At 49.6% G+C, this 19,896-nt stretch carries 29 protein-coding genes and 1 tRNA gene; 23 read left to right on the top strand and 7 right to left on the bottom strand.

Going from position 1 to position 19,896, the window contains the following annotated elements; translation table 11 throughout:
- The first annotated feature begins 14 nt into the window (after positions 1-14).
- Positions 15-1,316 (top strand): hypothetical protein, encoded by a 1,302-nt coding sequence (locus VJ249_01290; GenBank protein ID HKZ93200.1) that lies wholly within the window; start codon positions 15-17, stop codon positions 1,314-1,316.
- On the opposite strand, the gene VJ249_01285 is transcribed toward VJ249_01290, so the two are convergent.
- Positions 1,303-2,421, bottom strand: coding sequence for a fructose-1,6-bisphosphatase (locus tag VJ249_01285; protein HKZ93199.1), 1,119 nt, complete (start codon positions 2,419-2,421; stop codon positions 1,303-1,305). The genes VJ249_01290 and VJ249_01285 overlap by 14 nt on opposite strands.
- 141 nt (positions 2,422-2,562) lie before the next feature.
- Here VJ249_01285 and VJ249_01280 point away from each other — a divergent pair, with 141 nt between their 5' ends.
- From VJ249_01280 to VJ249_01270, 3 genes are all read left to right on the top strand, one after another.
- Positions 2,563-3,063 (top strand): hypothetical protein, encoded by a 501-nt coding sequence (locus VJ249_01280; GenBank protein ID HKZ93198.1) that lies wholly within the window; start codon positions 2,563-2,565, stop codon positions 3,061-3,063.
- Between the two features lie 56 nt (positions 3,064-3,119).
- On the top strand, positions 3,120-3,362 hold the full coding sequence (locus tag VJ249_01275; protein ID HKZ93197.1) for an Lrp/AsnC ligand binding domain-containing protein: 243 nt from the start codon (positions 3,120-3,122) through the stop codon (positions 3,360-3,362).
- A 79-nt stretch (positions 3,363-3,441) separates the two neighbouring features.
- A tRNA-Arg gene (locus VJ249_01270) sits at positions 3,442-3,569 on the top strand.
- A gap of 165 nt (positions 3,570-3,734) precedes the next feature.
- Here the strand turns inward: VJ249_01270 and VJ249_01265 are convergent.
- Entirely contained in the window at positions 3,735-4,097 is a 363-nt protein-coding gene (locus tag VJ249_01265; protein HKZ93196.1) for a ribbon-helix-helix domain-containing protein, read from the bottom strand.
- Between the two features lie 152 nt (positions 4,098-4,249).
- Positions 4,250-4,693, bottom strand: coding sequence for a ribbon-helix-helix domain-containing protein (locus VJ249_01260; GenBank protein HKZ93195.1), 444 nt, complete (start codon positions 4,691-4,693; stop codon positions 4,250-4,252).
- A 111-nt stretch (positions 4,694-4,804) separates the two neighbouring features.
- Between VJ249_01260 and VJ249_01255 the strand changes: the two genes are divergently transcribed.
- Both VJ249_01255 and VJ249_01250 read left to right on the top strand, forming a co-directional pair.
- Positions 4,805-4,945, top strand: coding sequence for a hypothetical protein (locus tag VJ249_01255; protein HKZ93194.1), 141 nt, complete (start codon positions 4,805-4,807; stop codon positions 4,943-4,945).
- Positions 4,945-5,223: a hypothetical protein gene (locus VJ249_01250; protein HKZ93193.1), complete on the top strand. Its 279-nt coding sequence runs from the start codon at positions 4,945-4,947 to the stop codon at positions 5,221-5,223. The genes VJ249_01255 and VJ249_01250 overlap by 1 nt, the downstream gene beginning before the upstream one ends.
- 49 nt (positions 5,224-5,272) lie before the next feature.
- Here the strand turns inward: VJ249_01250 and VJ249_01245 are convergent, their stop codons facing one another.
- Positions 5,273-5,659 (bottom strand): MscL family protein, encoded by a 387-nt coding sequence (locus VJ249_01245; protein ID HKZ93192.1) that lies wholly within the window; start codon positions 5,657-5,659, stop codon positions 5,273-5,275.
- Between the two features lie 68 nt (positions 5,660-5,727).
- Positions 5,728-5,961: a hypothetical protein gene (locus VJ249_01240; protein HKZ93191.1), complete on the bottom strand. Its 234-nt coding sequence runs from the start codon at positions 5,959-5,961 to the stop codon at positions 5,728-5,730.
- 62 nt (positions 5,962-6,023) lie between these two features.
- Here VJ249_01240 and VJ249_01235 point away from each other — a divergent pair, with 62 nt between their 5' ends.
- Positions 6,024-6,443: a thioredoxin family protein gene (locus tag VJ249_01235; GenBank protein HKZ93190.1), complete on the top strand. Its 420-nt coding sequence runs from the start codon at positions 6,024-6,026 to the stop codon at positions 6,441-6,443.
- Positions 6,444-6,458: 15 nt separating this feature from the next.
- Here VJ249_01235 and VJ249_01230 read toward each other — a convergent pair whose 3' ends face one another.
- Positions 6,459-6,608 (bottom strand): ribbon-helix-helix protein, CopG family, encoded by a 150-nt coding sequence (locus VJ249_01230; protein HKZ93189.1) that lies wholly within the window; start codon positions 6,606-6,608, stop codon positions 6,459-6,461.
- Positions 6,609-6,786: 178 nt separating this feature from the next.
- On the opposite strand from VJ249_01230, the gene VJ249_01225 reads away from it, so the two are divergent.
- The 8 genes from VJ249_01225 (at position 6,787) to VJ249_01190 (ending at position 11,855) form a co-directional block, all read left to right on the top strand.
- Positions 6,787-6,945 carry a hypothetical protein gene (locus VJ249_01225; GenBank protein HKZ93188.1) on the top strand — a complete coding sequence of 53 codons (159 nt, stop codon included), beginning with the start codon at positions 6,787-6,789 and terminating at the stop codon, positions 6,943-6,945.
- The gene (locus VJ249_01220; GenBank protein ID HKZ93187.1) at positions 6,899-8,164 is read left to right on the top strand and encodes a hypothetical protein; all 1,266 of its coding nucleotides are present in this window, start codon (positions 6,899-6,901) and stop codon (positions 8,162-8,164) included. The genes VJ249_01225 and VJ249_01220 overlap by 47 nt, the downstream gene beginning before the upstream one ends.
- An 8-nt stretch (positions 8,165-8,172) precedes the next feature.
- Positions 8,173-9,216, top strand: a complete 1,044-nt coding sequence (locus VJ249_01215; GenBank protein ID HKZ93186.1) for a hypothetical protein — start codon at positions 8,173-8,175, stop codon at positions 9,214-9,216.
- 76 nt (positions 9,217-9,292) lie between these two features.
- Entirely contained in the window at positions 9,293-9,718 is a 426-nt protein-coding gene (locus VJ249_01210) for a capsid cement protein (protein HKZ93185.1), read from the top strand.
- 110 nt (positions 9,719-9,828) lie between these two features.
- Positions 9,829-10,812 carry a hypothetical protein gene (locus VJ249_01205; protein HKZ93184.1) on the top strand — a complete coding sequence of 328 codons (984 nt, stop codon included), beginning with the start codon at positions 9,829-9,831 and terminating at the stop codon, positions 10,810-10,812.
- 90 nt (positions 10,813-10,902) lie between these two features.
- Positions 10,903-11,028, top strand: coding sequence for a hypothetical protein (locus VJ249_01200; GenBank protein ID HKZ93183.1), 126 nt, complete (start codon positions 10,903-10,905; stop codon positions 11,026-11,028).
- Positions 11,029-11,049: 21 nt separating this feature from the next.
- Entirely contained in the window at positions 11,050-11,634 is a 585-nt protein-coding gene (locus tag VJ249_01195; GenBank protein HKZ93182.1) for a hypothetical protein, read from the top strand.
- The gene (locus VJ249_01190) at positions 11,631-11,855 is read left to right on the top strand and encodes a hypothetical protein (GenBank protein HKZ93181.1); all 225 of its coding nucleotides are present in this window, start codon (positions 11,631-11,633) and stop codon (positions 11,853-11,855) included. Before VJ249_01195 ends, VJ249_01190 begins: the two co-directional genes overlap by 4 nt.
- A gap of 59 nt (positions 11,856-11,914) precedes the next feature.
- Here the strand turns inward: VJ249_01190 and VJ249_01185 are convergent, their stop codons facing one another.
- Positions 11,915-14,275 (bottom strand): hypothetical protein, encoded by a 2,361-nt coding sequence (locus tag VJ249_01185; protein HKZ93180.1) that lies wholly within the window; start codon positions 14,273-14,275, stop codon positions 11,915-11,917.
- A 401-nt stretch (positions 14,276-14,676) separates the two neighbouring features.
- Between VJ249_01185 and VJ249_01180 the strand changes: the two genes are divergently transcribed.
- The 8 genes from VJ249_01180 (at position 14,677) to VJ249_01145 (ending at position 19,896) form a co-directional block, all read left to right on the top strand.
- Positions 14,677-15,030 carry a hypothetical protein gene (locus VJ249_01180; protein HKZ93179.1) on the top strand — a complete coding sequence of 118 codons (354 nt, stop codon included), beginning with the start codon at positions 14,677-14,679 and terminating at the stop codon, positions 15,028-15,030.
- 5 nt (positions 15,031-15,035) lie between these two features.
- Positions 15,036-16,457 (top strand): hypothetical protein, encoded by a 1,422-nt coding sequence (locus VJ249_01175; protein ID HKZ93178.1) that lies wholly within the window; start codon positions 15,036-15,038, stop codon positions 16,455-16,457.
- A complete protein-coding gene (locus VJ249_01170; protein HKZ93177.1) occupies positions 16,454-17,458 on the top strand; it encodes a hypothetical protein in 1,005 nt (334 codons plus the stop codon). The genes VJ249_01175 and VJ249_01170 overlap by 4 nt, the downstream gene beginning before the upstream one ends.
- An 18-nt stretch (positions 17,459-17,476) precedes the next feature.
- Entirely contained in the window at positions 17,477-18,331 is an 855-nt protein-coding gene (locus VJ249_01165) for a phage tail tube protein (GenBank protein ID HKZ93176.1), read from the top strand.
- 14 nt (positions 18,332-18,345) lie between these two features.
- Positions 18,346-18,555, top strand: a complete 210-nt coding sequence (locus VJ249_01160) for a hypothetical protein (GenBank protein ID HKZ93175.1) — start codon at positions 18,346-18,348, stop codon at positions 18,553-18,555.
- Positions 18,530-18,988 carry a hypothetical protein gene (locus tag VJ249_01155; GenBank protein HKZ93174.1) on the top strand — a complete coding sequence of 153 codons (459 nt, stop codon included), beginning with the start codon at positions 18,530-18,532 and terminating at the stop codon, positions 18,986-18,988. Before VJ249_01160 ends, VJ249_01155 begins: the two co-directional genes overlap by 26 nt.
- A 66-nt stretch (positions 18,989-19,054) precedes the next feature.
- Positions 19,055-19,429, top strand: coding sequence for an HK97-gp10 family putative phage morphogenesis protein (locus tag VJ249_01150; GenBank protein HKZ93173.1), 375 nt, complete (start codon positions 19,055-19,057; stop codon positions 19,427-19,429).
- Positions 19,426-19,896: a hypothetical protein gene (locus VJ249_01145; protein HKZ93172.1), complete on the top strand. Its 471-nt coding sequence runs from the start codon at positions 19,426-19,428 to the stop codon at positions 19,894-19,896. The genes VJ249_01150 and VJ249_01145 overlap by 4 nt, the downstream gene beginning before the upstream one ends.

The following is a 19,896-nucleotide window of genomic DNA, read 5'->3' as shown; positions in this document are numbered from 1 at the left end:
GTTCATATGTATACATGGCAAATACAGCGGCGGCTTTCATGGGTAAGAAGGCGTATCCCTACCGTCCCGCACCACCCCCAAAAAACGTTGATTTCAAGAAATACACGCTGGAAGAAGCTGCAAGTCTGGATCTGGAGACTCACTGCAGAGACATTCTTCGCATTTATGACCCCTTTGTTCAAAACAGGAAGTTTCCAGCCATAATCCTTGGCGCTCCCAATGGCGGCATCGTAAATCTGGCCATCGCGATGGGTGTTCCATACTTATGCTCTCAATTCCGCATACCCATACTGCTTGAAAGTGAACCAGAAGGTAAGTCAGACAAAGACGACCTAGAACCTTACGCAGGAGCTGCAGACTATGTAGGAGAGCACTGGACAAGAGCATACCCGTGGGGATCTGTCAGCTGTTTGGTGGACCCAATTCATGACCGCATGGATCTGGGTGAATATGCCCATGTCAGAATGAAATTTATTGATATTCCATCAGCCTTTAGGCATTTCATAACCGACCATTTGGAGCCAAACGGCACGATTGTGTTTGTTAACACTACGTATCCTTGGCTTAGTCATCGCCTAAGAGATCGAGTCACCCTTCAGGTTGGAGGCTTGGGCGCAATCTCACCAGATGAGTATCTGACTGGCTCAGAACGGATCAACCAGTTCTTGAAGGCGCAAGAATCTCAGCATGTCGACGGCTGGAGGTTGGCAAATTATGATTTGCTCCAGCGCCCAGAATCCGAATGGAGCACTGAGCCAGAGTTGAAAAAGGCTGCACAACTGTTTTGCTTCGAGAACGGTTACGAGTTTCTGCCCATAGAAGAAGACCACCCGACGAGTTACAACCTACTCGCTTCTCGAGCACTGCATAGAAGACACACGGCCGACGGTGGAAGGTGCGGTGGCTACTCCATAAACATCTTCTGGGGCTTATGCCCAACTTTGATGCTTCGTTCGCGATTGCTTGGCTGCTGGTTTTCCTTCACTGACAGTGCTTCATTGAAAATTTCCGAGCAGCAACTTCAAATGCTTCTAATGGAGTTTCCTGATGTACCTAAGAAAGCCATAATGGGATACTATTGGAGTTATCCAGGTGCCAAGTTGTTGGATATAATTACACCAAGAGGCTGGTTAAACATGCTTTCCAAATACCTCCCAGAGGAACGTATTTCTCTGCCCGGGGCAATGGACTTGGAAAGCACAGAGCATGACATCTTTCAATATGAGGACGAGCTGTTCGAGGAGAGCAGGAAGTCTAAAGGCAGAGAAAGTAAACACACTACAACTGTGGAAGAACTCCACTCTATGCTTTCTTGAACCGTCCCTTCAGTTTTTCCAGCACTTGAGGCAGTGTTGTGTACTCTAACGTTTCTTCAGGAAGCCTTGCTGGCTCGAATTCCCCCATGCGGCGCAATGCCGCGGCATATTCCATTGTCTCTCTTCTTGCCATGTCAAACGCTGGATCATTGAACAAGTCGCTTATCATAGGTTTGCCGTTGTCGTCGCAGGCTATGCCGCCATTGCAGATTTGAAAGCCTATTCCGACAAGTCTGGGTGGTCCGTCAAACACTGTGCATTGACTGTCCTTTAGGCCGACGGGCATGATTGGCCCCCAATGGCTGCCTCGCATCCAGCCTTCGACGAAGTAGCTATGCATAAAAGGCGCTAATATCTCACCAACTGCAGGTAGGCCGTATTGCGCTCTCACAATTGAAACCGGGTCGTCTTTGCCCACATATTTTCCAGCAATCAGGGACAGCTTGGTCGTGCTCGTAGCGGCGCATATCAAGTCATCGCGAGCTCTCCATACACGTGAAACTGTGTAACGTTGAGTGCTTCCAATCAACGCAACTAGCTCATGCAACTCTTCAGGTGTTTTCAAAACCGCTTTCATGCTTTTCTTTACGTCCAAGACTTCGAATTTGAAGCCACCTGCCATGTGAGGGTCGATTACTAGTCCCGCTGTGTTCGACGGATCTGCAAAAATACGGTAGAGGGGATAATTAAAGGCGCTGCTTGAAGCCTTGTCAGCAGCCAGCACCACAACTGGATCTGAAGCTCTTTCCTCAAACTCGATCTCAGCGCACCCTGGCCCCATGCCTCGTATGTTGCCTGCAAACGCTGTTTTCAAGAGATCCTGTCCAGCACCGTACAGCTTGAGTCTCTTGGCCTTTTCACTTGCTTCAGAAAACGTGTCCCAAGCCAGTTTATGAATTTGGGAATGCTCTTCACCCTTCTGGTGGACCATCAGAAGCTCGAGGTCATCTCCTGCGTGAAACACGTAGTGGCTGTTGATAAGCCCCTTCTTTTGAGCATTGCTCAGTTGTTTTTCAGCCAAGTCAAGTAATGGTTGAGGCGTCACGTGGTGTCCAGTTAATGAACCAACATCACATTTTATTATCGAGACTGTGGTCTTTTTCACCAATAGTTTCTCACCAAACTTACGTCTCGTCTGAGGGTCTTACTACATTGTTTGCGAGTTTTAAAGGTTTTCAATCGCGTCGGCTTGCAGCTTGATAAAATTCTTTTAGTGCTTTAGATGTATTAGGAATAGGAGACCGTCATGGACAAGTACGCAGTTATCTCGGCTAAGATTCCTGATGAAGTATATAACGAACTTGCCCTGCGAATTCCTGAAGGCGAAAGAAGTGACTTCATAAGAGAGGCCATAAGAGAAAAGCTGCAGAGTGTACCTCGCCCTGACCGGGTTCTGCAGCTGGAGCAACGGGTCAGAAATCTGGAGATGAGTTTAGGCGAGATAAAACGGTCTCTCATGGATCTTGAAGTTCTCACGTTTGATAAAGACAAGGTTAATCTGCATTCGTTCTGCGTAGACGACACTGATCACAAGATAGTCGACTACTTGCTTCATTACAAGGGAGCAACCACTCCTGAGCTGGCAGATTATCTGAAGACCAACCGTTGGCACATCCTAAACCGACTTCGAAGACTGCAGAAGAGGTCGAAAACACAGTTAGGCAAGTCGTTAGTTGAATACTCTGCAGCAGAGCGCCAGGGAAAGAAAAAGGCATGGTGGCTCATCAAGGAAATTGTCGAAGCTTAAATAGGCAATTGTTTTAAGGCAAGGTGAATTAATAATGCAGAAGGATGTGTGAGCATATGAAGAGTCAAGACCAGTCTGTTAAAGCATATTTTATGGCAATCGTGAAGAAAGGAACTGAGCACGAAGTCGCCGCGAAGCTCCGTAAGCTAAGTGGAGTCACCGAAGTTGTTGTCACTTATGGTCTTTATGACATTATTGTAAGAATTGAAACCCAGAGTCTAGGTCAACTAGATGCGTCAATCACAGAAATGAGAAAGATAGAAGAAATATTGCAGACAAGCACACTCGTTGGCGCCTAGCTACAGACTTCTATTTTCTGAGAATGCGACCCTCTGCTCAAACCTTTAATAAACTTTAGTAACACTCAGTTTGCCCTAGGGGCCCGTTGCCCAGTCCGGATTAAGGCGCCGAACATTCACGCAGCATTGCGAATTGTGCGTAAGCCTCCGGGCACATTGTTGAGAGAGAGCCGGAGAACCGGGGTTCAAATCCCCGCGGGCCCGCCACATTCTGCAATGTCGTTTGATGAAAAGACTCGGAAGATTCGCTTACTTGGCTGTTAGAGCTTTTTTCCATAATTGTTTCTTTGTTTTCTGCCTAGATTCAAGGATCGACGAAAATAGAAATTATTACAGAAGAAGGGAACGAGCAAGTCCTGGGGGTTCGATTGGTTATTCTTTACTCATTGATTTTTTTGCTTGCTCCTTTAGTTCTCTGATTTTGTCTACGGTGGGCATTACTTTTTGAAAAAGGTCTTTTCGGGCTTGGATGCCTTCTTTTATGAAGAAGGCTACAGCCTCTGACCTGCTTTTGAAGACTTCAACCTCGACTAGGGCGTCTATTTGTTTGAGGTCGTCGTCGTTTAGCCTGGTCATGACGACGTTTTCTCTGCCTTCTAGGTCTCCGGCTAATCTTATCATGATTTTCTTCTTGGCTCCTTTCAGGAGTTCTGATTCTTCTCCGTGACAGCAGCATACATCGGTGCCTTCTTCATTTTGCTCGTCCTGCTCGTGTTCTTCTACTTTCTTGTCCATTGTTTCCATCCTTCCTTTTCATGTGGTGTAACGTGTATCATGTAAGTTGTAATGCAGATACTTAAGTCTTTCTGCGCAAAAGCACCATGTTGTCACCTACGTCCTTGGCCTTCTCTAACGGTTGATCCAAGTGCCAAGTGTTGCAGAGATCTTCAGTTTCTCTTTCGTTCTCTTTTCTCTTGCTCTTCTTTCCGCTCCTGCCATTCGGCGTGTTTTTCGAGCAGGGTTTCGAGTTGTTTGTCGAGGAAGTCGGCAACGCCAAGATACGGCAGGTTCATTTCTTTTACGGCCGAGTCGGCTTTCTCGTACTTCTCCTTTTGCACTTCCACGTATTCATATGCGCCTTTTAGGAATCTTAGTCTCCAGCGTGTTGCGTCTCGTATGAATTCTTCACGGGTCATGTAGCCGAGGTGCTTGTGGCTTTCGATGAAGCTCTTGATCTGGGTTAGGAGTTCAGGTGGAAGAACAACAGATTGCCTGAGTAGGGCTTCAACCGCGTCTGTGTAGGTTTGCATTCTGCTGGTTTGGGCGGTTAACTCGCCTAGGAGAGCTGTAAGCTTGTGGTGCACGTCGTCGGTTATTCTGAGCGTTTTCATGTTTCTGCAACCAGCTTTCATGACAGTGGGATGAGTGTAAGTTGTTCAGTAAGCCTAATAAGTGTTTTCTGTATACTTGTTACACTGAATATACAGCGATGGTGTTCTGCCTTGAAGCAGCATGTCGGTTTCACCATTGACAGCAAACTCCTCAGCGAAATAGAGGCGCTCAGAGGCAGAGAAAAGCGAAGCACGTTCATTGAACATCTCATCAGGTTAGGGCTTAAGGCTTACAGGGAGGCTGACGCCTAGTGTCAGATGCTTCGCAGCATGTCAGCAAACTTAAGATCTGTGGAACCTGCATCTACAAGAAGACACCTGTTTGTCTCAGCCTCAAGCTTATCCAAGCCTGTTCCAGAATAAGCCAGAACCCTGATCAGGTGAGCGCTGCTACTTTGAACGCGTTGATTCAGGAGGCGGAGGCGCTGAGCCGTCGAAAGTATAAATGCTTCAAGGAATCAAACGCTTGGATGCATCTCATTGACAAGGCGTGTGCTTTTTGGCAGCCCTTGGAGCAAGTTCTAGGCTAACAACTGCTATTGAGCGTTGGCAGTAGAAATAAATATGGAGTGTTTGAGGCTATTCGACGCCCATTCGTTTGGTTATTTTAACTATGATGAAGATGACGAAGGCTACTATGATGAAGGTTATCAATGCTGCTATGAAGTGTCCTACTTTGAATATTTGGTTTAAGACGGCTGCTTCCAGTGTGGCTAGGTCGGCCATGCCGGGCAAGGCTAAGCCTATTATGGGCATGATTAGGTCTGTTACCATTGCCTGCACCAGTGCGCCTAAGTATAAGCCGAGGATGAAAGCCACGGCGAGTCCCATGACCTTGTATTTTGAGAGGAAGTCCATGAATTCGGCGCGCATTCCTTTTGGCGGCGGAGGTGGCGGCGCTGGTTTGGGTTCGAGTAGTTCTCGTATTCGCCTCAGTTCTTCTAGCATTTTTTCGTCTTTCGACATTTTTTAGTCACTAAATCAGCATTTTTATGGTGTTTTCTTCATAAGATTTGCGGAAATCATGGATGTGACTAGGTTAGTTGGTTGCCGCATTTTGGGCATTTCCATCGGGCGTAGTAGGAGCATGTGTAGCAGTAGTGCACGCCGCATTCTGGGCAGGTGTAGCCCAAGCCGTTGATGGTTTCCTCGCATTCACCGCACGGATGACCTAAACATTGATGAACCATTTCGGGTAAGCCTCCGAGATGAAGCATTTTTGAGAAGCCTAGGCGAGTTCTTAACCGTAGCTCAGCAAAAGAAGCCAAAGAAGCTCAGAGTTAGCTGAAACTAAGCAGGCTTAAATACGATGTTTTCTTCATGAGAGGCTGTGACAGGCAAAGTCATCGAGTTCACAACGCTTGAAAAGACTGGCAGGTCTCCGCTGGATTCTTTGGCGCCCAGACTCGGTGTAGCTTACGTTGTCGCCGTTACCCGTGACGGATGTCCAGCGTGTAAGAGACAAAAGCCGAAGCTCGATAAGTTGGCAAAAGCTTTGGTGGAGAAACATGGAAGTCGAGTCGTGTTCACGAGAATACACGTCAACTACAGTCCAGAGTCGCAGGACGAGTCGCTGCGCAGCAAAGACTTGCTTCGCCACTACTTCTATCCAACAAACCTGATCGTAGTTAGATCGAAGGATAGAGGTGCAATCGAGTACTATAGAAACGCTTCGCCAGACATGCGAGAGCTTAGGAAGAACATTGAAAAAGCAGTAGAGGTCACAGAGTTCTTCAGGAAAGGACGCTGACCGTCGAGCTTCTTTTTACTCAGTAGCGGTTTTGGGCTTCTTGCGGTATTGCTGCAAGATCCTGCTGATTAGGTTGTTTCGCGTGCGACTTTGACGTGCAGCTTCTCTCTCCAGCCATTCTGCTAGGTCTTCAGGTATGTGCAGGCTGAAGCGTCGTTTGCTCAACGTCTTTTTCACCAAGCAAAACATCGAGTTTAGGTCATGATGGTTAAACCAATTGTTGTGAACTAGAATTGAAGAGAGTGCAGAGAGAGAAAAACGAAACTGAGGTGTGCAAAGCGCACAACACTACTTATCTTTTGAAAACGCGTATTCCTTAGGTTGGCAGCCCGAGAGCCAACGAGTGAAGCGCACGGTTGGAGACGCTCGCAAGAGGCTCAAGATAGAGGGCTGCACGGCTTCATTCTTTGGTTTTCTCGGGCAAGCCAAGAACAACATGGAGTTGGAAGCTGACTATGGCGATGCTCAATCCTTTGAAGCGTGTCCTCAGCCGTTTTGGTGAGGCTCTTACGCATCGCACGGCTTTGTTTTTGACCACGACTGAGAAGGTTATGGGTGTCTCGCCTGACATCAGCTTCAAGACCATGAGTAAGGTTTACTTGGGCGATTTGGCTGCTCGAGCCAGTGTTGATTTTCTCGCCGATCAAATTGCGGGTGCAGGCTTCTACACCACGATGAACACAGGATACGTTGAGAAAAGTGATGGCAGAACAGGCAAGGAGTTGGTGGACGAGTTTTGCGCCGAGCAGGGAATAGACGAAGTGTTGCAGGAGTCTGCTCGCTATTTGGTAGGCTGGGGAAACGTTTTCTGGTGGACTGGCAACGCCAAGCGAATCGAGTTTGTCAGGTTGCTGCCCTTGGAAATCGTTAAGGACAACGGCGTGAAGTTTGATGCAGATGGCCATCTTGACAGAATCGAGTTGGATTGGAAGCGCCAACCGAGCGAGATTCAGGGCGATGAAGTCATTCACTTAGCTTACAATGTTTTGACTGCTAAACCGTTGGGCATAGGCGTTCTACAGTCGCTGTGCACGCCACTAGATATTGGAAATGGCGAGACGCGCGAAGCTTTCTATCAGATTAAGGCGAAGATTCACAGCGGCATGGCCGACACGATTTACATGTTTGGCGCGCCCAACGAGTTGTGGAGTTTTCCCGGGTTGAGCAAGGAGCGGCTTCAAGAGTTTTTTGCACAGATCAAGAGCATTCCTCAACGCGGGTCGAGATTTGTTTTCAACCCGCCAGCTGGGTCTGAAGCTAAGGTTCAGCCGATTGTGGCCGAGCGCATGCGTGGACTTGACTTCTACGTGGAAACACTGCAAGATGAATTCATCTTGGGTTTGCAGACGCCGTTGGCGAAGCTTGTCACCAAGACGGGTTTCACTGAAGCCAGCGCAAAGGCAGCTCTAGCGATTGCTGAGAGGCGAGTTCAAGCTGTTCAACGCTTTTTGAAGCGTGGGGTGGAACGTTATCTTTTTGACACGGTGGTGGCGCAGGCGGGTCTGGACCCGGCGCAGGCGCGGGTTCGCCTCAACTGGGGCATGCCTGAAAGCCTAGACTATGAAAAACTCGTGCAGCTTCTGGGCCATTTGGTCAGCATAATTGAGAAAGTTGGCGGTGACGTCATCACGGTTCAGGAGTTGCGGAAGATTCTCCGCGATGTTGCAAAGTTACCGCTTGACGAGCAAGAGGTAATAGTTCAATCGAAAGTTGGAGGTTGAAAATCAAGTTGCCAGAGGAAAAAGAAACAGAACAGAGTGTGGAGAAACAGCGCACGTCTGAGTTTGAAGACTGTGTTCAACGGGTGATGAAGCAGGGGCATGAGAAAGGGAGCGCCTTCGCGATTTGCACAACAGCCTTTCAGAAGGCTGGAAAGCCCATCTATGTGGGTGAAAGCGAGAATCAGAAGTTGCATTTGTTCAGCGAGTCCATGAAGCTCGAGGGGCGCAGAGTTTCTGGCGTCTGCATTCATCCAAAGCGAATCTTTCATCCTGAAGAAGGCTTAGAGCACGTCTATTTGAAGGAGGAGCTAGAGAAGGCTGCGCCCACGCTTGAGGGCAAACCGTTCGGCATTGATCACCTGTTCGTGCTGCCGCCACCCAACATGATCACCAAGTCATGGTACGATCCTGTTGAAGATGGCGTGGCATACGAGGGCGTAGTCGACGATGAAGTAGCTGAGCGGATTCGCAACAAGGAGTTCAAAGGCGTCAGCATTGAGTTGAATTGGCTTCGTAGCGGCGGCAAAGTCGAATACATGAATGGCGTGGCGCCGCGCAACTTTGAGTTAACCAGCGTTCATCTGCTCAGAAAGTTTCCCCCGGGAGACAAAGATGCGTTCATACGGTTTTGGAACGCGGTTGTGGAGCAGTTGGTTGTTTCACCAGCCCAAACGTTGGATGACAAAGTTGCTCAGCTTATGCAGAGATTCGAGTCGTTTAGCAGCTGGGTTAGCGAGAGGTTTGCGAAGTTAGAGGGCACGGTGGCTGGGCTGGCAGCAAAACCTGGACTGACCGAGTCGACTGGAGGCGAACAGTCTTCGCCCGTGGCTGAGGATTTGGTTGCTTTGCGTAGGCAACTCGTGCAGGTGGAGGCTAGGCTTGTGGACGCTGGGAAGCAGGCTAAGAGTGAAAGGGAGAGGTTGAAGCGTTTTCATGAGGCTTTGGGCGGCGCGCTTCCTGACAGAGCAACGGAGCTGCGGTGGCTTGGCAGTGGACCTAAACTGTTCGCTGAGAGAGTTAAGGCTGTGCTGCGTGAGTTTGCTCCTTCATAGTCACAGGTTTATTGTGGCTGGGAGTAGGCGGAACAAAAACCGTTGAAACCAAAAATGGAACGAGGAGAGATTAGTGATGGCTGATTTAACTGGGTTGCCTAATCTTTCGATTGGCGATTTGTTGGAGCCTGTTTCAGGCGCTTTCGTGGCTGATTACGAGGCTGCAGCTGCGGTGACTAGGGGAGATCCGGTTTACCTGAGCAGTGATGGAAAGGTAAGCCCTGCCACTTCAGATCAGAATTGCATTGGGATCGCCGTGAAGGATGCGGCTGTTGGCGTCATGTGTCCTGTTTGTGTGCGAGGCAGAGTGAAAGTGAAAGCCGGCGGCTCGATTACTCGAGGCAAGGCGGTTAAGGGCGCAGATTCAAGCAGACGGGTCGTTGCTTTGGCGGACATTAACGAGGGTGGGACAGCGACGGTCAGTTGGACTTTGAAGCTTGGTGTGGCGGAGCAGTCGGCAACAGCGGCTGACGATTTGATCAGCATTTTCGTGGCGAAGTGATCGGCTATGAGTGACACAGAGACGCAGGATGAAGTTTGGGACAATGCAGTGCTTACAGCGAAAGTCAGGGAGCTTGAAGCCAGAGTCAAGCGATTGGAGGAATGATGGGTTTGCCTGAGTTGGTTTTGCCAAGGCTTCACGAAGCGCTTGTGAATGAGGAGTGGTACAAGCAGCATGTGGACGTGCAGGTGAAAACGGCTTTCAAGAATCCGTTTTGCATGGCGTATCTGAAGACGGGGATGAAAGAGGGCATTTTGAGCGACATGGCTGGAGCTTTGGGAAGTATCCATGACACGGTGGTTGAGGCTGCGAAGCCGAATTTGATCAGTAGGCAGATAACCGATGTGAGAACCACGAGTGAGGTGCTGGAGCGTTTTCCAAGAGCGAAGAAATCTGTGGCTTATGTGGCGTCTGAGAGTGGCACCGTGCGCATTCATGGGGAACGCTATGACACTGTTGACATTCAAACAAACATCATCATCAAAGATGGCATTGAATGGACTCGTGAGTTTGCTGAAGACGCCAAGTGGAACGTGTTCAATCGACAGCTTGAGGAGTTGGGCAGAAGCATCGCGGAGAAAGAAACTGAGAAGGTCCTGAACCTTTACAATGCTATAGCAGTTGGGGATCTTGCGGGTGGCGCAAAGCAAGCTGGCCTGAGCACTGACTTCAGCTGGAACAAGCTAGTCCAAGTTTGGAATGCGATTGAGGGCGAGGATTTTCATCCTGATACGATGTTTATGCGTCCGCTTCAGGTAAGCGAGCTTTTCACTGCCACTGAGTTCATTAATAGCCAGTACTTGCCATCGTCGGAAGTCGAGTTGACTCGTGGTCTGATCGGGCAGGCGCTTACGATGCGGTTGTTCAAGTCGAGTCTTGTGCCGCAGGACACTGGGCAGACAGGCTATAACCAAGTGTTTGCTGTTGACAAGTCGGTTGCTGCAATAATGCTGGTTCGCAGAGACCTAACCACTGAGACCTATGAGGACCCGAAAAACGGAGTCTTCGGCATTGTTGCCAGCGAGCGCATCGGGCTTGGCGTTTTGCGCAGCAAGGGCGTCGCCGTGATGAACAACTTGCCCCACGCATGGTAACCTAAGTAGACTATAGTTCCCTGTTGAAGAGCTTCCGTGAAATTCGGAGCGAAACTCACACCCCGCTTTTTTTGTGAGTCGGGAAACAAGATGTCTCAGCCTGTAGTGTTTGATCGTCGAGCAGACGCCGATAAGGCGATATGGGAGAAACTCGACGCCCTAACAAGAGCTCTGGACAGCTTGGCGCAGGATGCTCTACGGGTCAAAACCGTGTGAATGCTCGGTTGCCCAAAGTTTGTGAGCGACCTGTTGCCAGGGTTTACAGAGACGTACAGTGTGGGCTCTGTGGACAAAAGCTGGCTGCAAGCAGTTTTGCAGGGTAGGAATGTCACTGATGATAATTTGGGTCGGTTGACTGTGGGCGGCAAAGTGCCTGACGGGTTTCCTGTTTTGGCAGGTTCAGGTGTGCCCTTTGTGGATTTCTACGCTGAAAACCCCATTGGCATTCGGCAGCCGCGCTATGTTTTGTGGAATTTGAACGGCATCCTGTTTTGGACAGCGATAAGCGCAGACGAGCAAACAATCAAGGACATCATGCGCTTTGATTTATCAGCAAACGCCTTCATGGTGTATTCTCACTTCTGGCCTGGGGATATTGACCTCGATTTGGCTGATCCACTAGGCGGAGGTTCCAGATGGCGGGATTTTGGTTTGAGTCGCTATTTTTTCTCGGGCGCTGTTGATTCGTTGCCGTCTGCTTCAGCTACGTACCGTGGGGTGATGGTGAGGGTTGAAGGTGGCTCTGGCGTGGCGGATAGGCTGTATGTGTGTATGAAGTCGGCGTCTGGCACGTATTCATGGGTTCAAGTAGCGTCGGGATGAGTGTTTCATCGATGTTGCCTGATGAGGAGAAGAGCCAGCTTAACACGAAGATCAAGGTTGAGGGCACTATAGACAAGAGGGTGTTTGACGACTTCAAAGAAATCATGCAGCTAGAACTGGACAAGGCGAGGGAAGCAGACCGCGTTGAACCCAACGTCAGCAATGTGCTGGAGATGCTCTTGCGGAAAGGCATCAAAGCGTACAAAGCACAGAGGAAATAGGGATGCAGCTTCGCTTGTAAGAGCAAAAGAAAAAGAAAGAGGGTTTTGGACCCGCGGGTTTATTTTTTGGCTTTTTTCTTTTGGAAGGCTTGCCATAGTGCTTCTAACGTTTCGGTTGGTGAAGGTTTCCTGTTGAGAGGTTTCCGTTGTTTTCGTGTTTTGATTGTGTGTATGCTTGTTATTGCTATGATGCCGCTTAGGCTGAGTAGGCTGAAGGTTTTACCGTAGTTCCTGCTGAGTATGTATAGGTCTTTGGCGTCGACTAATCCGTCCATGTTGATGTCGCCGTAAATCCAAGAAGGCTCCTTGATAAGCCATATGCGCACGCGCATGTAATTCCAGTCGAGGTCGGTTTTGCCACGATAGAGGACTATTGCGTTGTTTGTTAAGCTTGTCATCTCCAAACCCATTTCTTTCTTACCCTCAGTCTTAACCAACCAGAAATCATAGTTGCCGGCACCAGAAGATATTGTACGACCAGCCAACGCGTATCCTCCATCGTTTGTCTGAACCACAGAATAGGCATCGTCTTCGTAAGTTCCTCCGTATGTTTGGCTCCACAGCATGGTTCCAGCTGAATCAGTCTTAACCAGCCAGAAATTAGGGTAAGTCGGGGTGCCAACACCATAAGATTGGGTATAGCCAGCCAATGCATATCCTCCGTCGCTCGTCTGAACCACAGAATAGCCATAGTCATGGTATTGTCCTCCGTATGTTTTGTTCCACAGCGCATTGCCAGACGAGTCGGTTTTAACTAACCAGAAATTAGGGTACGTTGGAGTAGCATAACCATAGGAGTTGGTGTAGCCAGCCAATGCATATCCTCCGTCGCCCGTCTGAACCAACGAACGGGCTTCATCCCAGTTTGTTCCTCCGTATGTTTTGTTCCACTGATGGTTTCCAGTAGCGTCGGTTTTAACCAACCAGACATCCCGGGACCCCCACCCAATGGCGCCTGCTAAGGCGTATCCTCCGTCGCTCGTCTGAACCACAGAATAGGCATCTTCCCTGGAATAGTATGTTCCTCCTGTAGAGTCTGTTCCTCTGTATGTTTTGTTCGACAGCATGGCACCAGCCGAATCAGTCTTAACCAACCAGAAATCTTCGTATTCACCATAGGGACTGATGGCGCCTGCTAAGGCGTATCCTCCATCGCTGGTCTGAACCATAGAATAGACAGTGCCTGATCCATATGTTTTGGTCCATAGCATGTTCCCAGCCGAGTCAGTTTTAGCAAGCTGGAAACCACTGAGAGAACCTGCTATTGCGTATCCTCCATCAATCGTCTGTACCACAGACCTGGCTGTTCCTCCGTATGTTCTGCTCCACTGTACGTTTCCAACCGAATCAGTCTTGACCAAGTTCGCGAAACCATCACCTGCTATTGCGTATCCTCCGTCGCTGGTCTGGACCACGGAATAGGCAATATCACTGGCTGTTCCTCCGTATGTTCGGCTCCATACGTCTATGTAAGAATCGATGCCCAGGTTTCTCTGATGTTCCAAATTCATCTCAGCGTTCACCTTAACCAGCCAGAAGTCATAGCCGCCAGCACCGTAAGAGTTAGTGTAGCCTGCTATTGCGTATCCTCCATCAACAGTCTGAACCAAAGACTGAGCGAAGTCACCGCCTGTTCCTCCATATGTTCTGTTCCATTGTGCGTTCCCAGACAAGTCAGTTTTAACCAGCCAAAAATCGCCACTTAGGCTGCCCGCTAAGGCGTATCCTCCGTCACCAGTCTGAACCAAAGAATAGGCACGGTCATTGCTTGTTCCTCCGTATGTTCTGTTCCACTGCATGTTTCCAGACGAGTCAGTTTTAACCAGCCAAAAATCGCGGTTGCCAGCACCAAAAGAGTCGGTGTATCCGACCAACGCGTACCCTTCATCGCTCGTCCGAACCAGAGAAAGAGCATTGTCAGCGTTTGTTCCTCCGTATGTTTTGTTCCACTGATGGTTTCCAGCCGAGTCGGTTTTAACCAACCAGAAATCACCGCCGCCAGCACCATAAGAGTTGGTATTGCCAGCCATTGCGTATCCTCCGTCGCTGGTCTGGACCACAGAAAGGGCATAATCATTGCTTGTTCCTCCGTATGTTTTGCTCCATGCTAAGGAGCCGCCATTCGGGTCGAGACTCTGTTTACCCGTTATGTCAACAACCACCTCACTCGTGTTCAAACCATGCCTCAAAGTAACATACTGCCCAGCCTTAGTTGTTATGTCCACCCAGCCGCTGTCATATGTTGGTGGATTCTGGAAATGCCCAGTTGAATTCGAAGACGACGATGAAGACGAAGACGACTCCTGCTGAGGCGCAACAGGCTCCGCCAATGGAGGCGCAACCGTGCCCACTAAACCAAACACAATAGCTAAAGCAACTAACAAAGCCACTGCAACCAAATACCGTCTATTCGCTCTCAAAGAACTCTCTCTCCAAATAATCAATATTATCATAAGAAACAATTAAAGCTATCCAAAACAGATCAAAAAACTTAAGCTTCTGCATATATTTTGTCTATATTCTCCATTTTATCCGATTTCATCCGACTCGGTTCAAATAACGCTTCTTTTCCATAATCCGTCTTAGAGCGTGGCTCTTTGGCAAGCGTGTCCGTTGATGATATGCGTGACGTGATAAATGTTAGCCCTGCTGAGGCTTAAGATGCTAAAAGAAATTTGTGGAGAACAATTCTATACGAGAGTGAGTCCTCTCTGAGATCATGCGGGTTCCGATTTTAATATAGGTTGTATATTTTGTCTATTTTGTCCGATTAGGCTTAACAGTCGCTTCTTCCCCGTATTGAAGCTTAGAGTGAGTTGCTTTGGCTAGCGTTTCTGTCGATGACGTGCGCGATGTGATCAACATTTCGTCGGCTGAAGTTTCGGACAGCAGGGTTTTGAAGATGATTAAACGAGCTGAAGTGGCGCTGGAGCTGGAAGTCAACCGCCAAATTGACTACAGCAACTGCACCGATGCTGAAAAAGAGTTCATAACAGTTCTCTCGGCTATCTACGCCGTCTGCTACCTTACAGGCGGCTCAGCTGTGGGCTTAAGCTTCTCTGTAGGCGACCAAAACGTCAGTGCGCTCAGCAAGGCGCCGCCGTTAGATGTTTTGCAGACTGAGCTAACTCGTATGCTGGACAAACTGCGTGAACCAACCGTGGAGAGGACCTGAAGGATATGGGCACGGTTCCAGACAGTTATTACCAGTTCATCATGGATTATGCACCTTACGTTTACGTGGTGCCCGAATCTGGTCCAGACTTGTCGTTTGGCAGAGCCGCGTTTGCAGCAGCATTCGCAATCGACTTCCTAACCGAAGCCTACAACGCCAAACAATTCGAGTCTAAGCAAGCTGAAATCTACGCTAAAGTGGTGTCACTGGCAGACTGGCTACTGACTCAGCAGTACGCGGCTGATCCTGAGAAGAAGGCTTACGGCGGATTCAAAAGCACCGAAACCAGCACCTACTACTACAGCATAGACGCCTGCCGAGTTATTCCATCTCTTCTCCGTGCCTACACGCTAACTGGAACTGGAGCCTATCTGAACGCAGCTAAACTCGCTGGAGCAACATTTCTCCTCAACATGCAGAACCCGCCCATCCCCAGCGTGCACGACAAGTATTACGGGGGCTTTGCCCGCGCCGTGTCAGACGCGGACGCCTGGCTTCCCGAGATGGACATCGAAAACCTCTACGGACTCATAGCCCTGAAAATGCTGGTTACCGAGGACCCAGCGAACAAGACTTTGTATGAAAGCATGATAGCCGATTTGGGTGGATTTCTGCGCTCTGGTTTTGAAGGCTTTTGGCTTGAGTATCGACCGCCTCCAAGCGGCGACGGACAATGGCACAGGGTTGGAACCAGCGAAAACGAAGTCTACGATGACCCGTTGGCTTACGCATTGCTCGGGCTCTACGATTCTGAAGGTTGGAGTCCATCCGTTGAGAACGTTTACGATTTCATCAACTCGATTCGAGCTAGCGGTCAGTATCCAGCGTACAACCCAGCGGTTTGTTGGGCAGGCTACATAGATGTGGCAAGCCGCTTTCCAGCCTGCGATTATTACGACGCTGTCACAGCAGGCATCCTGTGGAAGCTTCGCAAGAACCATGACAAATCAAGCTTTGAACACAGCATGAAAATCATCGAGGGGCATCAGGAGGAATTCATGTTTTGGGGCGTCAAACACGCCGACTACAGTTATGTGGAAAACAAGAATGCAGTGGCTACGGTTGCTTGGATTTCGCAGCTGTTCCTTTACTACGAGGATCCAATAACCCGTTTCACTCAGATCTTACGTTCACGAGGCGAAAACGTAACTCTATTTCCAGTTCGAGAGGCATTAGACACGGTTACGTATGGCGAAGGCGTCGACATCAAAGCCATGGTTTCGCCCAGCCAAGTGGAAGAAGTCACCCCTGAAGCCGGCTACATCATAACCGACTACATCATCGTTCATGTCTTCGCTCCCATTCGACACCATGACAAAATTCGTCGCAAAGGCGTCGACTACCAAGTAACCGAGCTTCAAGAGTTTGATTTTCAAGGCGACACGCTTTACCGCAGAGCCGTGTGCAGGAGGCTTGTTGGGCAATGACTGAAATTGAAGACCCAGTTACTACATTGGTGCGATTGTTCAAGACCAACATTCGCGTAGTCAACGACGACAACAGCATCGCAAACGTTTACGCAAGCCGCGAATGGTACGACCGCGAACTACTCAAAAACTATGACGGGCAAGTCACAGTTGGACTGCGGCAAGCAAGCTCAATAAAGCCCGTAAGCCTTAGCCACGCTTTAACCCAGCGCGTTCTAAACTTCAAAGTTGACTGCTGGGTCGTCGACAAAGCTGGAAAGCAAACTGGAAACAGGACTCGTTCGAAGCTACGCGAAGAGATTTTGCGCCTCGTGCGCCAGAAGAGGTTCAGCCCAAATGAAACATTGTGCGATTTCTGTGGTCTTGGCTTAGCTGGACCTCACGATGCTTATCAAGCTGCCTCCACAGCGGAGCTAACGCCTTCCTCGTCGAGCTGGGTTGAATTCACAGCGGTACAGTATCAGAATCTGTGGTACAGCGACGACAGCCGAGTCAGCAAGTCAACCTCGGTGAACCTTGAATACGCCATGACTCTTTTCAAGATCAAACTTGAGACCTCAAAGTATGATCCGCATGAAAACAGCGTGAACAAGATCGTTCTGAGTTTGGAGGGCTACGGCACAGCTCCATCTGGCAACGGCGTCACAATCAAAGTTTGGAATCACGTCTCGTCTGCGTGGGAACAGGTGCAAACTGGCTCAGGCGGCTCCGATGAAACGATCACCATCACACTGACAACAAACCTAGCCGATTTCATTGAGATGGACTCGTCAGGCGTCGGCTACATCCATCTCTTAGCCAGAACGACTAACCCGAGCGACGGCGTAATTCCAGCCGTTCTCCACTGCGACTATGTGAAATACACTTTAACCGTGGAAGGCTTGACCCACATTAAATTCGGCACTTTCCACGATGCTGACGACGTGTCTGTCAAGCCCTTCTTACTGCACACGGAGTTTCTAGTCATTGGATGGATGTTTGAAAATGTACCCGCAACATAGAAGGAGGAAAACCAGAGCATGAGCGTTTACGGAGCACATGAAGCCCGAATCTACTACGTGCAAGAGTCAACCTTTGGCGTGACGCCCACGAACCCAAGCATGCTTGGCGTGGCTACGGCGGACAACGTTGAACCCGCCCTAGACCCAGGCTTAGTTAAACTACGAGGCTTGGGCTCAAGAGACCTTCAAACTGTGCGCCGAGGCTTAAGGCACGTCGATTTGAAAGTGTCGTATGCGTTGCCAAGCGATGCGCCCATCAACTTGCTTCAGCACGTAACCACGCTGAATTCGCTGAGCATTGAGGTTTTCTACGAAAAACCCAGCGGCGTCATCGACCTACTCCACAAAGGATGCCGAATCGACAAAGTAGCAGTTGAATGCTCAGTTGAAGACCTAGTTAAAGCCTCAGCCGAATTAATCGGTCAAGACATAGCTGTGGGAACCAGCAAAATAGTTGGCGCTACATACGCGGACTACAACGGAGCTGTGCCTTTCTACGAAAGCTATGTGCAACGAGGCGCTGGAGACGGCTCAGGCTTAGCTACGGTGGAGCGAGTGGTTGACTGGAAATTCCGAGTTGAGAACAACTTGAAACGCGTGCCCGTTATTCGCAGCACAAGCGGGCATTTGCTCAAGTATCTGCAGGAGCGCCACAGAGTGCTCGCTGGCGAGTTAACGTTTGAGTTTGAGAGCAAGCAGGAATACGACGACGTGCTCAACGACAGCGACTTCAGCCTCAAATTCGGGTTAGGCGGAACCAGCAGCGCCCTATTCAAGTACTGCAAATGGGAACGGGTGGGCACACCGACAAAAGTTGAAGACCTTGTCTCTTTGAAGGCGCCGTTTGTTGCCCGAGACGTAGTCATCAGCTAAAGGTGAGCGAGAAAATGGCTGAAGTAAGCGTCTTAGATCGTTTTGGCCGCCAAGCCGCCCTGCGTAGGAAATGGTTGAAGATTTGGACGAAGCTTGGCGAACGTATCTTGAAGATGCCAAAGTGGATGCAGGACATCGTGTTGGAAGACGTGAACACGGCGCTGAGAAACCGCGTAGCCGTCATGGAGATGATTCAAAATGCGAAGCGAAACCATCCAGATTGACGATCGCTTTGGAAAAGAATACGCTGGCAGCTACGTTTTCCAAGAGATCACGTGGGCTAAACGCAGCCGCATAATCCAGAAACACACCAAATATCATGCTTTAACCGGGCAGGTTGTGGGCAGCGACTTCGTTGCCATCCAAGCTGAAACTATTTGGGCAAGCTTAAGGGAGCAGCCAGCGCACAAACCTGTAACGTTCGAGAAGCTACTCGGCGACGAAGACGGCATACCAGTTGAGTTAGGCGAACTGTTCTGCAAAGTGGCAAATAGGCTCTGTGGCATAACTCGGGATGAGGAACGTTTTTTATCAGCGCAATCCGACGAGGCAAACCGCACCCAACACTCACAATGTTCCGCCTGTGCAAAGAATTCGGGTGGACACCTGTCCAACTCGCAGAGCAGTCAGCTAAAACCGTCGAGGAGTTCATCGTGATCCTAAGCGAAGTTGACCGGCAGACCGAAGGCGAGGTGGCCAAAGCTAAGAGAGAGGCGCGTTTTCATGTCGGTTGAAATGGCAGTCAATGTGCAAGGGCTTCCTGAACTGCAACGTAAACTTGAACGGTTAGACGAGAACCTGCGTATCCATGTTGATGACGCGCTTGGGTCAGAGGTTCGCAGCATGCAGACCCTGGCTCAAAGCTTGGCGCCTAGACGCAGCGGCTACTTGGCGAGCACCGTCTATGCTGAGAGAATAGGCGAGTGGACCTTCAAGTTAGGCGCTAGAGCCGGGTATGCACGTTTTGTGGAGTTTGGAACGCGTTTTCTGCGGGCTAGGCGCTTTTTGAGCCGAGCTTTGGAGTTGGGTATGCCAAGTTTGGTGCAAAGGGTCAATCAAGCCGTAGCAGAAGCCGTTGCGGAGGCGGCTGCCACATGAGTTTCCATGAGATAAGCGTGGCTGTACGCGCTGAGAACCGTGCCAGCTACGCGTTCCGCGCGATTGCTATGGATGCGGTACATTTAGCCTACAGTTTTGGCGCTTTGGATTCGCAAACAGGACGCATGTTAACGGGCATTATGACTGCTGTTCACTTGTTCACTTCTTTGAGAGCTGTTCTTGGCACGTCAACTGTGGCTCAGGTGGCGCAGACTGTGGCAACTAACGCTGCGTCAGCGGCTACTTGGCTTTTGAACTCGGCTTTAGCTATGAAAATTGCTTTGTTAACGCTGGGCGCAGGCTTGATTGTGGCAACTGCTGCTTACATGAGTTGGTTGGCAAGCTCCACACGCGACGCGGCTAGCGCTCAGCGAGAGTACAATACGGAATTGGCTAGAGCGCCTTCATCGCGGCTGATTCGGCGAGCAGGCGAAGACGAGTACTACCGACGAGGAGTCGAATACTAG

It is taken from the genome of Candidatus Bathyarchaeia archaeon (genome assembly GCA_035283685.1).
GTDB lineage: Archaea > Thermoproteota > Bathyarchaeia > Bathyarchaeales > Bathyarchaeaceae > DATETJ01.
The sequence above is the reverse complement of the archived record's forward strand: the minus strand, read 5'-3'. Positions and strand labels throughout refer to the sequence as shown.

Bases quoted from the DNA above. Each gene is read 5' to 3' on its own strand.
- VJ249_01160 (HKZ93175.1), top strand. From the start codon at position 18,346: ATGGCTGAAGTAAGCGTCTTAGATCGTTTTGGCCGCCAAGCCGCCCTG.
- VJ249_01220 (HKZ93187.1), top strand. From the start codon at position 6,899: ATGGCGATGCTCAATCCTTTGAAGCGTGTCCTCAGCCGTTTTGGTGAG.
- VJ249_01155 (HKZ93174.1), top strand. From the start codon at position 18,530: ATGCGAAGCGAAACCATCCAGATTGACGATCGCTTTGGAAAAGAATAC.
- VJ249_01260 (HKZ93195.1), bottom strand. From the start codon at position 4,693: ATGAAAACGCTCAGAATAACCGACGACGTGCACCACAAGCTTACAGCT.
- VJ249_01175 (HKZ93178.1), top strand. From the start codon at position 15,036: ATGGGCACGGTTCCAGACAGTTATTACCAGTTCATCATGGATTATGCA.
- VJ249_01280 (HKZ93198.1), top strand. From the start codon at position 2,563: ATGGACAAGTACGCAGTTATCTCGGCTAAGATTCCTGATGAAGTATAT.
- VJ249_01210 (HKZ93185.1), top strand. From the start codon at position 9,293: ATGGCTGATTTAACTGGGTTGCCTAATCTTTCGATTGGCGATTTGTTG.
- VJ249_01275 (HKZ93197.1), top strand. From the start codon at position 3,120: ATGAAGAGTCAAGACCAGTCTGTTAAAGCATATTTTATGGCAATCGTG.
- VJ249_01245 (HKZ93192.1), bottom strand. From the start codon at position 5,659: ATGTCGAAAGACGAAAAAATGCTAGAAGAACTGAGGCGAATACGAGAA.
- VJ249_01165 (HKZ93176.1), top strand. From the start codon at position 17,477: ATGAGCGTTTACGGAGCACATGAAGCCCGAATCTACTACGTGCAAGAG.
- VJ249_01200 (HKZ93183.1), top strand. From the start codon at position 10,903: ATGTCTCAGCCTGTAGTGTTTGATCGTCGAGCAGACGCCGATAAGGCG.
- VJ249_01170 (HKZ93177.1), top strand. From the start codon at position 16,454: ATGACTGAAATTGAAGACCCAGTTACTACATTGGTGCGATTGTTCAAG.
- VJ249_01290 (HKZ93200.1), top strand. From the start codon at position 15: ATGGCAAATACAGCGGCGGCTTTCATGGGTAAGAAGGCGTATCCCTAC.
- VJ249_01190 (HKZ93181.1), top strand. From the start codon at position 11,631: ATGAGTGTTTCATCGATGTTGCCTGATGAGGAGAAGAGCCAGCTTAAC.
- VJ249_01150 (HKZ93173.1), top strand. From the start codon at position 19,055: ATGTCGGTTGAAATGGCAGTCAATGTGCAAGGGCTTCCTGAACTGCAA.
- VJ249_01145 (HKZ93172.1), top strand. From the start codon at position 19,426: ATGAGTTTCCATGAGATAAGCGTGGCTGTACGCGCTGAGAACCGTGCC.
- VJ249_01265 (HKZ93196.1), bottom strand. From the start codon at position 4,097: ATGGACAAGAAAGTAGAAGAACACGAGCAGGACGAGCAAAATGAAGAA.